Genomic DNA, 12,557 nt, shown 5'->3' on the forward strand with positions numbered 1-12,557 from the left:
CGATGATGGGCTTGTGCTGGTCGTGTGCTGCTTTCCCGTTCGCCGCCTTTGTGGTTATAGCGGAGTTATTGTCGACTTAGCTGCTAAGCATATATCCTCAAAGAAGAAAAGCGGTTGAAAACACGGGGCGACCATCATTGCGAGCGGGTGACTACCATGGCTCATATGCTTCGATTGCACGGAGTGTCTAAAACCTACGCTGGCAACATCCGTGCCGTTGAGGATGTTGTTTTAGAGATAGGCCAAGGGATATTCGGGTTGCTCGGTCCGAACGGTGCGGGTAAGACCACGCTCATCAGGCTTATCGCCACGCTGTTGAAGCCCACGGCGGGCAGCATCGAGTTCGACGGTTGCGACACGCTGCGCGATCGCAGACGCTTTCGCGCACGTCTCGGCTACCTTCCCCAGCGATTCGGCCTCTATCCAAACCTCACGGCGCGCGATCATATTCTCTACTACGCCTCGCTCAAGGGCGTCAAGGGTCGGGAGGCGCGCGAGGAAACGGAGCGGCTGCTTGCGGCGGTGGGTTTGTCGGCGGATGCCGATCGATGCGTCGGCGCCTTTTCGGGCGGCATGAAGCAGCGAGTCGGCATCGCCGGCGCCCTCGTGGGGTCGCCTCGGCTGCTGGTGGTGGACGAGCCTACGGCGGGTCTCGACCCCGAAGAACGCATCCGGTTTCGCAGTATTCTGGAGGAAGCGTCCCGCGATGCGGTGGTCATCTTGTCTACGCACATCCTGCAGGACGTTGAACTGGGCTGCTCGCGGCTGGCCGTGGTTTCGCGGGGGCGTCTAGTTGCGGATGCGACGCCCGATGAGTTCGTCGCTTCGGCGCAAGGGAGCGTGTGGGAGGCAATCGCCTCGCCGCAGATTCTCGACGAGCTAAAGCGCGTTCGCACGGTCACGTCCGTAAAAGAACTCCCCGACGGAACGATGCGCATGAGGTACGTCGGAGAGGCGGCGAAAATCGGTGAGACGCCGGTTGATCCGCAGCTGGAAGACGCCTATGTCAACCTGATGCAAACGAGCAGACAGGGCGCGTGCGTATGAGTTCCGCGGCAGTTGCATTCAAGGCCGAGGTCGGCTTTCTATGGAAATCGCCTGCGCGTGTGGTTTGCCTGCTTTTGGTTGTCGCGGTGGGAATGGTGCTGGGCATGTCCAACTCGTGGCAGGGCTCCGATAAGAAACTTGCTGGTGATTTGTTCCAATTCGCGGCCATGGTGGCAGGGTTGGTGGCTTGCGGCTGGTCGGCGGGTCTTGTACTCGACGATCGGAGCGCCTGTCGTTTCGAGACGGTCGTATCTTCGGGGCGTGGCGCGGCGCGATACTTGGGCGCGAAGCTTTCGGCCGTGATCGCCGTGCTTTTATTGCCTGGGCTTGCCTTGGCGTTCGGGTCGCTCGTCGTGTGCATCGTTTTGCGTGGGTCGGCCGAACTGGCGCCTTTCCTAGCGGGATTCGCCTTCGTTTATCTTCCCATCGTCGTTTTCGCCTCTTGTTTCGGGGCGTGCGCGGGCACGTTGACGCGCAGCCGTATGGTGGGCATCGCGTTGTTCGCGATGCTCTGGGTGGCCGGCGTTCTTTACCTTCCGCCGGAAGCGAAGGTCGTCGACGTGACAGGGGAGGCTTTGAACTCGGCTTTCTTCCAAGAGGGCGTATCGCCGGACGATGCGTGGCTTCAAGATGTGCCGGAGGACGTCGCGCGAGAGGTGGTCGATTTCGATCGAGCGAGCCGGGCCTATTCGCGGTACAACCCTCTGTTTCTCGGGGTAGGTGCCATAGTGTCGATTGCCGCGCTTCTGATGTGGTTGCTCCGACGTTGGCGTGTTGATGCCTCCGCGCTTGTCGCAGGCGTTCGGGCTGAGAGGTTCCTTGCGGTGCCGTTGCCGCCGTGCTTGCTCGTCCTGCGCGCGATGAAGGCCGGCAAGCTCACGGCTTTGGCGTTCGCCGTGCTGTTGGCCGGTGCCGCGTTCATGGCGGCGAACGTTGCCTCGTCGGTCGATGCGCGTGTGGAGTCGGGCGTGCTATGCGTTTCGCTGGCACCTCTTGCGTTCTCGCTCGCCTATGCGGGCGTGTACGCTGCCGATGCGAAGGTGGGAACGTGCGAGGCTCATCGATGCCTTCCGCATCCCGGCAGGCCTTATGCGCACAGGTTAGTATTTGTGTCGGTTGCCGCCTTGGGCACGGTAGCCCTTCAAGCCGTCGGCTTCCAAGGTGTTCTGGGCATGGATTTCGCGTCGATCCTCATGATGGGCTTGGCGCCCACCTTGTTCATGGGCGGTATCGCCTATGTGCTCGGTGTTGCTACGGGCAGCGAGTCGGCCGCGGCGACGATCGCGGCGGCGTTGTGGGCGCTTCTTCATCTCCCGCCGGTTGCTGCCGTGTTCTCGCTGCCCGGCCTTGCATGGCTGTATCCGTTTGCTGTTGCGGACGCCGGGTGGGCGGCTCGCCTGCCCGTGCTCGCAGTGGGGCTCGCATTGTTCGCTTTGGGTCAAGCGCTGCTGGGCAAAACAGAGCGGCCGCTGGTCAAATAACCAGATGGCAGACGTTTCGAATGCCATCTGGTTATTTCAGAGCTTTCATTGCGGGATCGTGATTGGGCCGATGCATGGAGGTGGACGTATCCTGCACAAAATTCTGCGATGTTTGATGATCCGTTGCGCCAGCCATTCCTCTAGGATTTGCCTGGCTTGAGAAAAGCCTGTTCAAGCGATTGGCGCATAAGGGGGCACGGACGGCTGCGCCCCCTTATGCGCCCTTTCGAATCGTTCGAGGTCAAACGTCGCGGGTTTTTGTGCATTTCGCATCCGATTCCGTGCAGGAAGGCGCGTGATGGCGGCTCGTTGCTACGCTCGAGCCGCCATCCGGAGAAGCAGGCTACGCCGCCGGTTCGCCGGCCTGCGCCTCGTCGTCCAGGGGCTTGCGTTGCCGGCCCAGGCGGTCGAACTTGCTCTTGTCGGTGTCGGCCATGCCTTGGCCGGGGTCGTGGCGCTTGTCGAACTGCGGATCGGCGGGGTCGGTCCAGATGCGCTCGGCCACGGGTGCCCACTCCTCGATGGAGTTCGCGCACTTGGCGCACAGGTCCCGCGCGCTTTCCTTGGCCTGCAGGTCGGTGGAGTGCGCGCCGGCGGCTTCAACCATGTTCGCCAGCGCGTCCTGGTTCTCCAAGATGGGGCAGGGGCGCAGCAGGTTGTCGTTGAACGGCTGCTCCCGGTAGTACTCCATGAAGATGGGCGATTTGAGCGCGTCGAGCAGCGACGTCTCGCGGATGTTCGCGTTGGCGTAGTGCGCGAACACGCACGGCTCCACGTCGCCGGCGGCGTTGATGTGCAGGTAGCGCCGACCCCCTGCGATGCAGCCGCCCACGAACTCGCCGTCGTTTTGGAAGTCGAGCGTGAACAGCGGCTTCTTGCTGCGCATCTCGCGGACGAAGCGGTAGAGGTGCTCGCGTTGGTCGGCCCGCACCATCAACTCGGTGGGCGCGTCCACGCCCACGGGCATGTAGGTGAATATCCAAGCGAACAGGACGCCCTGGTCGATCATCCAGTCGAAGAACTCCTCGGACGCGATGGAGTCGGCGTTGGCGGACGTGTAGCAGCACGAGACGCCGAAGGGGAGGCCGTGCTGTTTGAGCAGCTGCATGGCCTTGCCGACTTTGGCGTACGTGCCTTCGCCGCGACGGCCGTCGGTGGCCTCCTCGAATCCCTCCACGCTGATGGCGGGGATGAAGTTCTTCACGCGCAACAGATCTTGGCAGAACTCCTCGTCGATAAGCGTGGAGTTGGTGAACGAGAGGAACGAGCAGTCGGGATGCGCCTCGCACAGTGCGATGAGGTCGCGCTTGCGCACGAGCGGCTCGCCTCCCGTGTAGATGTACACGTAGGTTCCCAGCTCCGTGCCCTGGCGGATGATGGAGTCCAGCTCGTCGTACGAGAGGTTCTCCTTGTGGCCGTACTCGGCGGCCCAGCAGCCGGTGCAGTGCAGGTTGCAGGCGCTCGTGGGGTCCATGAGGATGGCCCAGGGGATGTTGCAATGGTGCTTCTCGCGCATGGCCTCCTGCTTGGGCCATGCCATGAGGTTGCCGTCGATGAGGAACGTCTTGATGAAGTCGTTGCGCATCGCGGGGTTCAGCTCCAGCACGCGCATGATGAGCTGGTACCAGTTGTTCTGCTGGTCGATGGCGCTGCGGAAGGCGGTTCTCTGGCTGGGGAACAGGTCGGCCGGCGCCACCTTGTCCAGCATGTCCATGATCTTGGTGGCGTTGCGCTCGGGGTCTTCCAGAAGATAATCGAGCGTCTTCTCGAAGGCCGCGTGCTTGATTTGTTCGGTTGCCCTCATCGTGCACGTCCTTTCGTACGGCAATTATTCCACATATGTTGAATAATCATCTTATGTAGATTATAGTAACGAGGCGAAGAAGGGCAATCACCAGTTTGGAAACGAATGCGGCATATGCCGCGTTTTGCAGGGAATTGGGGTTCGATCACCTTGGCCGACAAGACGAAAAACTGCGTTTCGCGGATGGGCGACCGCCGCGTCGTCCGCACGAAGAGGGCCATCCGCGAGGCGTTCCTGAACTTGCTGCATGCAGAGGATTACGATCGGGTGACTATAACGGCCGTGGCGCACGAGGCCGACATCGACCGCAAGACGTTTTACTTGCATTACGATTCCGTCGACGACGTGTTGGACGAGATCATACGCGAGAGGGCCGAGCAGATAGTCGCCTCGTTGCGAGAGGAATCCTTGGCGCAGGGCGGGGGCGTGGACGTTGCGGACCTGTTCGCCCGGTTGAGCGTGGCGCTGGTGCAGGATTATTCGATAACCGAGAACATGGTGAGGCGCGTATCGTCGGAAAAGCTGCTCAACAAAGTGGAGGGCCCGCTCACCGAGGCTATCGTCGAGTGCGACGCGTTGGGCTTGGCCTCGGCCATGGGCCCGTACCTGAGCTTCGGCGTGTCGTTTCTCTGCGGAGGGCTGCTCTCGGCGTACCGCCACTGGCTCGCGATCGATTCCGACGTGCCGCTTGAGAACCTAGCCGCCTTGACGAGCGCGGCCATTCTTTCGGGAGTCGAGGGCTTCCTGCAAGGAGTTCCGATCGAGGCGAAGTAAGGGCGTTGCCGAGAGCGGTCGGCGGCCTGTTCGTGCGGAGGGGCGTAAGAAGCCGGGTTTTCACGGAGGACCTGCATAGGCGCTTCTTGTCTGTGGACATTTGGTTGCTTCATGGGCCGTTGCGAGGCGGGAGTTCGGCGCATCCTCTATACTGGAGCGGTTGTTATTTGAGTATCTCGAATGGGCCGGGGCGGCGCCATGTTCCGAACCTGGTCAGGTCCGGGAGGAAGCAGCCATAAGGGACCGCTGACGAGCGCCCCTGCCTATTCGAGATACTTTTTTGTATCAGGCTGTGACCGCGAGGACGACATGGACATCATCAACTTCTTCGTCAATCTGCTCTCCGATCCGCGGGGGGCTATCGCGGGTTGGATCATCGCGCTGGGACCGCTGTGGGTGTACTCGCCGCTGTTCCTCATCGTGTTCGTGGAAACGGGCCTCGTGTTCTTCCCGTTCTTGCCGGGCGACTCGCTGCTGTTCGCGGCGGGCGTGTTCTCGGCCGACGGCGGCGGCCTCAACGTTTGGGCCACGCTCATCGTGTTCTACGTGGCCGCCATACTGGGCAACACGTCGAACTACTGGATCGCACGGGTCTTCGGCGCGCGCATCATCGATTCCGGCAAGGTGAAGGCGCTCACGCCCGAGCGCATGGCCAAGCTCGACCACTTCTTCGCCAAATACGGTGGGCTCACCATCGTCATCACGCGCTTCATGCCGTTCTTTCGCACGTTCGCCCCGTTCATCGCGGGCACCGGCCACATGAACTTCGCGAAGTTCACGTTGTTCAACGTTATCGGCGGCGTGTCGTGGGTGAGCCTGTTCGTGCTGGTGGGATACTTCTTCGGCGGCATTCCGCTCGTGCAGGACCACTTCGAGGTCATCGTGCTGGGCATCGTGGCCGTGTCGGTGGCGCCGGCCATCGTGGGCGCCGTCAAGGCGGCCATGAGCTCGCGCAAAAAGAAGGCGGCCGACGGGCGCACCCAGGCGCAGGCCGAGCTCGACGCGGAACTGGCCGAAGAGTTGGAACTGCGCGGCGCGCATACGGCGACGGCCGGGGAGCCGGCTTCCGGCAAGCACGCGGCTCCGGCGGCAGGCCAGGAGGCGCCGCGCGGCGCGCATGCGAAGGCGGAGTCTGAAACGGAGTAGCAGGGAAGCGAGCATACGCGATGGCAGAGGCACTTTACCGTAAATACCGGCCGCAGATCTTCGAGGACGTCGTCGGCCAGGAGCACATAGAGCGCACCATCAAAAACGCGATCGAGCAGGACAAGGTGAGCCATGCCTACCTGTTCACGGGCCCGCGCGGCACGGGCAAGACCACCACGGCGCGCCTGTTGGCGAAGGCGCTTCTGTGCGAGCACGGCCCCACGCCCGAGCCCGACGGCACGTGCGACGACTGCGTGATGATAGCCAACGGCGAGCACCCCGACGTGTACGAGTTGGACGCCGCGTCGCGCACCGGCGTGGAGAACGTGCGCGAGGAGATCATCGGGCGCGTTCAGTTCGCTCCCACGCGCGGACGCTACAAGATCTACATCATCGACGAGGTCCACATGCTGTCGACGGCGGCGTTCAACGCGTTGCTGAAGACGCTCGAAGAGCCGCCGAGCCACGTGGTGTTCATCCTGGCCACCACCGACCCGCAGAAGGTTCCCGAGACCATCCACTCGCGCTGCCAGCGCTTCGACTTCCGGCGCATCTCGGCCGAGTCCATCGTGTCGCGGCTGGGCGCCATCTGCGTGGCCGAGGACGTGGAGTTCGAGGGCGAGGCGCTCGACCTCATCGCACATCGCTCGGAGGGCGGGCTGCGCAACGCGCTCACGTCGCTCGAGCAGCTCATCGCGTTCGGCGAGGGCAAGGTCACGCTGGAGGTGGCCGAGCGCTTGCTGGGCGGTTTGGACACGAACGATCTGGCCGAGATCATGCGCGCCATCGGCACGCGCGACGTGGCCACCTGCTTCCGTTGGACGGCGGACTACATCGAGACGGGCGCCGACCTCGCGCAGTTCACCCGCGATCTGGCCGAGCACGTGCGCAACATGTACGTGCTGACGCTGGCGGGCGCCGACGTTGCCCTCGAGGTGAGCGACGCCACGCGGCGCGAGCTGGCGCTGGAAATGCAATGGTTCGGCGCCGATCGGCTCGCGCGTCTGCTGGGCGTGCTGGGCGACCTTTCCGCCGAACTCAAAACGTCCACGAACCCCCGCTTGTCGTTCGAGATCGCGCTCACCCGCATGGTGCGCCCCGACTCCGACCTGACGCTCGAGGCGCTCGCCGAGCGCGTCGAGGCGCTGGAGAGCGGCCACTCGGCCGTCGCGCACGTTAGTTCCGCCGTCCTACCGGACGGCGGAACGGCCGACGCTGCGGCGCGCCCCGGCACCCGATCTGCGGCCGCTGGCGAAGGCTTGCGTACCGAAGTACGCGGCGCCTCCGCCATCGACCCCAGCTCGGGCACCGGGACGCCCCTCGCTGACGTTGGTGGACCTGCGGGTGGGCAAGAGCAACCCGCGGCGGGTGCCTTCGCCGGGGGTCAACCAGCGGCGAGTGCGCACGCGCCCCAGACGGATGCGCAATCTAGCTCCGATGTCGCGCAACCTGGCCCTGCGGCCGCGCAACCTGCTGCCGCTCCGGTGCAGCAGGCGAGCGCTCCGGCCGCGTCCCAGCCTGCCGCCGTGCAGGCCGCGTCCGTGGCCGGTGCGGGCTCCGCTCCTTCCGCGGAGCTCGCCGCGAGCCTGCAGAACCCCGCGGCCCTGCAGCGCATCTGGCAGGCCGCGCTCTCCACGCTCAAGAAGAACAAAGCCGCGTACGGCGTGCTGTTTCTGAACACGAAGGCCCTTTACCGAGCGGACAAGGGCCTGCTGGTCATAGAGTTCCCCGCCGAAAACTCGTTCGCGTTCAAGGCCGTGCAGAAGCCCGACGTGCAGGACGCCGTTCTGGCGGCGCTCGTGCAGGCGTGCGGCGCGGCGCTGCCGTTCACGTACGTTCAAGGGTCGGGCGCCGAGGTCGCCGCTCCCGCGGCCGCGACGGCTGCCGAAGCCGCGGTCCCCGCCGCGACGTTCTCGGCTCCCGCCGCGACCGCCGCCGCGCCGGCCCAGGCTTCGCCGGCTCCCGCGCAGCAGACGGCCCCGCAGCCGTCGACGCCTCCCAAACCCGATCCGGCGCCCCTCGACGCGTACGACCTGCCTCCGTACGACGACGAGATCGTTCCGTACGACGATTACGATTCCCCTGCTCCCCCGAGCGGCGGGGCGGGTTCTGCGCCGGCTCCTTCCGGGGCCGGCGGGTCTGCAAGCTCCCTGCGGCAGCCGTCGACCGCGCCCGAGCCCTCGGCCTCCGCGCAGCCCGGCCTGCCGCCCGAGCCCGACGCCCGCACGTCGCCTTCCGTGGATGCGATGGCGCCCGTGCAGTCGCCCGACGAGCTGGAGGCCATCCTGGCGGCCGGCTTCGGCGATGGCGTGATCGTGGAAGAAGTGAGAGAATAGCGCGAGGAAACGACCGCGGCAAGCAAGCGGTATCCGATAGACGAAGATCAGATAGGAGACGACGATGTCGAAGCGAGGCGGGTTCCCCGGAGGCGGCGGCATGGGCAACATGGGCGCCATGATGAAGCAGGCCCAGAAGATGCAGGCCGATTTGGCCAAAGCCCAGGAAGAGATCAAGGACATGGAGTTCGAGGCCACGGCCGGCGGCGGCATGGTGAAGGCGGTGGCCACGGGCGACATGGCCATCAAGAGCATAACCATCGACCCCGAGGCCGTGGACCCGGAGGACGTGGACCTGCTGCAGGACATGGTGCTCGCGGCGGTGAACGAGGCCCTGCGCGGCATGTCCGACGTGAGCGCCCAGCGTCTGAATTCCGTAACCGGCGGTATGAACATTCCCGGCTTGATGTAGGTTCGGGCAGAGACCGTGTACGCAGCGCCGTCCATCCAGAAGCTTCTCGACGAGTTGGAGCGCCTGCCCGGCATCGGCCCGAAGTCGGCGCAGCGCATCGCCTACTGGATCCTCAACACCGATAGGGCCACGGCGCTGCGTTTGTCCGAGGCCATCGCCGAGGTGAAGGACCAGGTGCATTTCTGCAAGCGGTGCTTCAACTACGCCGAGGAGGCCCTGTGCGACATCTGCCGGTCTTCCAAGCGCGACGCGAGCATCATCTGCGTGGTCAGCGAGCCTCGCGACATCCCGCCCATCGAGCGCACGGCCGTGTTCTCGGGCGTGTACCACGTTCTGGGCGGGGCGCTGTCGCCCATGGAGGGCGTCGGCCCCGACGACCTGCGCATCGCCGAGCTTATGAAGCGCCTGGCGTCGGGCGAGGTGCAGGAAGTGGTGCTGGCCACGAACCCCAACGTGGAGGGCGAGACGACGGCCGCCTACCTGGCGCGCCTCATCAAGCCGCTCGGCGTGAGCGTCACGCGTCCCGCCAGCGGCCTTCCGGTGGGCGGCGATCTGGAATTCGCCGACGAGGTGACGCTCGGCCGCGCCATCGAAGCGCGTCGGCCGCTGTAGAGCGGGGCCGGGAGCCGCAAATCAGCGTTTTCGGCGGCCTCCCTTTAGGGCAAGGGCTCAGCCCTTGCCCTAGGAGACCGGCGCAGCAGCGCTCCGTTCCCCTTCGAGAAGGCAAGAGGCCGCCGCGCTTTCGCGCGGCGGCCTCTTCGCACCCAAGAAAAGACAAAGGGTTCTGCCCCCTCCAAAAAACAGAACCCTTATCTTTACCGAAGCAACTAAGCCTCTGTAAATGCAGTGCTTAGTATACCACCCTCCTCCACAAAATCACAACACTTTTTTTCGGCGAAAGAACCCTCGAGCGTCGGGTGCGCCTCTGCTGCTCATACGTGAGGGGCGCAGCCGACGCGCCATGCTATACTTATGCGCCGAAAGGACGAGTGCATGAACATGGTGAACATTCCAAGCCCGGCCCTGGCTATCGTGGGCCGCCACAATTCAGGCAAGACCACGCTCATCGAGCAGCTCATCGCCGAGCTGGTGTCGCGCGGCCACGACGTGGGCAGCGTGAAGCACCACAGCCACGTGGGCTTCGATATCGACTACCCCGGCAAGGACTCGTACCGCCATCGCGCCGCCGGCGCGAGCGAGACGGTCATCGCCGCTCCGGGGCAGATCGCCCGCATCAAGTCGGTGGAGGGCGAGGTGGAGTGCTCCGACATCGTGCGCAGCATGTACGGCCACGACATCGTCATCGTGGAGGGCTACCGCAAGAGCGGCCTGCCCACCATCGAGATCATGCGCTCCGGCAACGAAGCCGATTCCCGCGTGGCCGACGTGTTCGCCGAGGGCGCGCGGCGCGGTTGGCCCCTGGGCACCGATTTCACGCAGTTCACGCGCGGCACCGTCCCGCCGGCCGACGACGAGGAGGCGCGGGCGGTTCTGAGCCAGACGGGAGGGGACGGCGAATCGGCGGCCGAGGGCTCGCACTTCAAAGTGCAGCACCCCGACCATGTTGACATCTCCAACAAACTGCCCACGTCCGACACGGTGGCGGTGGCAACCGACATCGAGGAGGCCATCCACGCCGCAGAGCTGTACAACGTGCCGGCGTTCGACCTGACCGATATTCCGGGCCTCGCCGACTTCGTGGAGCAGCACTACGTGCGGCCGCGCGTCACCGTGGTTATCCAGGCGGGCGGCGAGAGCCGGCGCATGGGCCGCAGCAAGGCAACCGTGCCGTTCGCGGGACGTCCGCTCATATCCCGCCTGGTGGAGCGTTTGGCGCCCGTGTCCGACGATCTCGTCATCACGACGAACGAGCCGGACAACCTGGCGTTCCTCCATGGGGAGTTCCCGCAGTACCGCATCCAGCTCGTGTGCGACGCGTTCGACTTCCGCGGCGCGCTGCCGGGCCTCTACACGGCCATGCAGGCCGCCCGCAACCCCTACGTGGCCGTGGTGGCGTGCGACATGGTGTTCGCGTCGGGGTCGCTCGTGGTGGCGGAAGCCCTTGCCATGAACGAGTCGGGGGCCGACGTGGTGGTGCCCGTGAACAAGCACGGCTTCGAGCCGTTCCACGCCATGTACCGCCGGATGGCCTGCCTGCCCGCCGTGCGCCGCGCGCTCGACCGGGGCGAGAAGCGCGCCCAGGCGTTCTTCGACGACGTGAAGGTGCTGGAGTTCCCGCAGAGCAAAGTGCTGGAGGCAGAGCCCATGGGCGGCTGCTTCATCAACGCGAACACCCCCGACGAGCTGCACGCGCTCGAGGAGTCGTTCCTGGAAGGATAGGCATGCCCAACCTTGTCGATATCGTGGAAGTGGCCGAGGCTCTGGAGAGCAAGGCCGTTTTCCTGGCCCCCGATCGTTGCACGGTGGTGCGCAACCGCCATTCGTCGTGCCGGAAATGCTCCGACGCATGCCCCACGGACGCCGTGGGCGCGGTGGACAACGTGCTCTCGCTGGACAACGAGCTGTGCGTGGCCTGCGGAGCGTGCACGGTCGTGTGCCCCACCGAGGCGCTGATCCCGCTGCGTCCGCTCGACGAGGACCTGGCGGAAGCCGTGGCCAACGCCGTGGTGGCCTCCGAAGGACGCGCCGTGTTCGCGTGCGCGCGCATCGCGTCGAAGCACAAGGGCGACCCGTCGAAGTTCGCAGCGGTCCCGTGCCTCGCGCGCATGGAGGAAAGCGTGCTGCTTGAGCTGGCCTCCCGCGACGTGCGCGACATCTTGCTGGTGGACGGCACGTGCGCCACGTGCAAATTCCGAGCGAACGTGCCCGGCATCGACGCCACCGTGGCCTCGGCGAACCAGCTGCTGGCGGCCCAAGGGTCGGACATCCGCGTAGAGCGCGCCTCGGAATTCCCCGACGACGTGCTTCTGGAGGACCAGCGCAGCCTGCTCGGCGCCTCGCGCCGCGGCTTCTTCTCGCAGGCCAAGGGCACCGCCCTGACCGCAGCCGAGAAGACCGTGGAGGTTGCCTTCATCAAGAAGGGCGGCGCGGCGGGCCCAACGCTCCGCGAGCGGTTGCGCATGTCCGATGCCGGCACGTTGCCGCAGTTCAATCCCGTGCGGCGCATGCACGTGCTCGACGCCATGGACAGCCTGGGGCCGTCGGTGGTGCCCGAGGTGGACACCCGCCTGTTCGGCAGCGTGCAGGTGGACGCGGAGGCCTGTTCGTCGTGCGGCATGTGCGCGGTGTTCTGCCCCACGGGCGCGCTCAAGAAGAGCGACCTGGTTCCCGAGGAAGGGGAGGGCAGCTTCCTGGAGTTCTCGGCGTCCGACTGCGTGCAGTGCAACCTGTGCGCCGACGCCTGCTTGAAGAGCTGCCTGGAAGTGAGCCCCGTCGTGTCCACCGACGAGCTGTTCGACTTCGAGCCGCGCCTCATCCACCTGCCGAACCCGCCCGCGCGCCCCGGCATCCTGTCCAGCCTGAAGCGCTAGGGGCGGTGGGCGCTACGAGGGAGCGTTCTGGAAGCTTGCCGAAAAGAACCGACCCTCGTGCGCGAT

The 12,557-nt window shown here is 65.2% G+C and carries 10 protein-coding genes and 1 other RNA gene; 10 read left to right on the forward strand and 1 reads right to left on the reverse strand.

The features are described from left to right. Positions 1–156 precede the first annotated feature (156 nt). Together C1878_RS10850 and C1878_RS10855 are read left to right on the forward strand one after the other, a co-directional pair. A complete protein-coding gene (locus C1878_RS10850; RefSeq protein ID WP_199519334.1) occupies positions 157–1,047 on the forward strand; it encodes an ABC transporter ATP-binding protein in 891 nt (296 codons plus the stop codon). Beyond that, complete coding sequence (locus C1878_RS10855) at positions 1,044–2,528, forward strand: hypothetical protein (protein ID WP_114601646.1); 1,485 nt, start codon at positions 1,044–1,046, stop codon at positions 2,526–2,528. The genes C1878_RS10850 and C1878_RS10855 overlap by 4 nt, the downstream gene beginning before the upstream one ends. 343 nt (positions 2,529–2,871) lie before the next feature. Here C1878_RS10855 and C1878_RS10860 read toward each other — a convergent pair whose 3' ends face one another. Beyond that, the gene (locus C1878_RS10860; RefSeq protein WP_114601647.1) at positions 2,872–4,332 is read right to left on the reverse strand and encodes a radical SAM protein; all 1,461 of its coding nucleotides are present in this window, start codon (positions 4,330–4,332) and stop codon (positions 2,872–2,874) included. A gap of 114 nt (positions 4,333–4,446) precedes the next feature. On the opposite strand from C1878_RS10860, the gene C1878_RS10865 reads away from it, so the two are divergent. The 8 genes from C1878_RS10865 to C1878_RS10900 all read left to right on the forward strand — a co-directional run bounded on the left by C1878_RS10865 (position 4,447) and on the right by C1878_RS10900 (position 12,491). Further along, positions 4,447–5,106, forward strand: a complete 660-nt coding sequence (locus C1878_RS10865; protein ID WP_158539792.1) for a TetR/AcrR family transcriptional regulator — start codon at positions 4,447–4,449, stop codon at positions 5,104–5,106. A gap of 177 nt (positions 5,107–5,283) precedes the next feature. Next, positions 5,284–5,379: signal recognition particle sRNA small type (gene ffs, locus C1878_RS10870), an RNA gene on the forward strand. A 36-nt stretch (positions 5,380–5,415) separates the two neighbouring features. Next, positions 5,416–6,252, forward strand: a complete 837-nt coding sequence (locus tag C1878_RS10875) for a VTT domain-containing protein (protein WP_114601649.1) — start codon at positions 5,416–5,418, stop codon at positions 6,250–6,252. A 20-nt stretch (positions 6,253–6,272) separates the two neighbouring features. Continuing rightward, positions 6,273–8,588: a DNA polymerase III subunit gamma/tau gene (gene dnaX / locus C1878_RS10880; RefSeq protein ID WP_114601650.1), complete on the forward strand. Its 2,316-nt coding sequence runs from the start codon at positions 6,273–6,275 to the stop codon at positions 8,586–8,588. Positions 8,589–8,652: 64 nt separating this feature from the next. Then, positions 8,653–9,000, forward strand: a complete 348-nt coding sequence (locus C1878_RS10885; protein WP_114601651.1) for a YbaB/EbfC family nucleoid-associated protein — start codon at positions 8,653–8,655, stop codon at positions 8,998–9,000. 15 nt (positions 9,001–9,015) lie between these two features. Further along, entirely contained in the window at positions 9,016–9,612 is a 597-nt protein-coding gene (gene recR / locus C1878_RS10890) for a recombination mediator RecR (RefSeq protein ID WP_114601652.1), read from the forward strand. Between the two features lie 381 nt (positions 9,613–9,993). Then, positions 9,994–11,340 carry a molybdopterin-guanine dinucleotide biosynthesis protein B gene (gene mobB, locus C1878_RS10895; RefSeq protein WP_241963705.1) on the forward strand — a complete coding sequence of 449 codons (1,347 nt, stop codon included), beginning with the start codon at positions 9,994–9,996 and terminating at the stop codon, positions 11,338–11,340. A 2-nt stretch (positions 11,341–11,342) separates the two neighbouring features. Beyond that, positions 11,343–12,491 (forward strand): 4Fe-4S binding protein, encoded by a 1,149-nt coding sequence (locus C1878_RS10900; protein WP_114601653.1) that lies wholly within the window; start codon positions 11,343–11,345, stop codon positions 12,489–12,491. Positions 12,492–12,557 lie beyond the last annotated feature (66 nt).

The sequence above is a fragment of the Gordonibacter sp. 28C genome (genome assembly GCF_003339845.1).
Lineage (GTDB): Bacteria > Actinomycetota > Coriobacteriia > Coriobacteriales > Eggerthellaceae > Gordonibacter.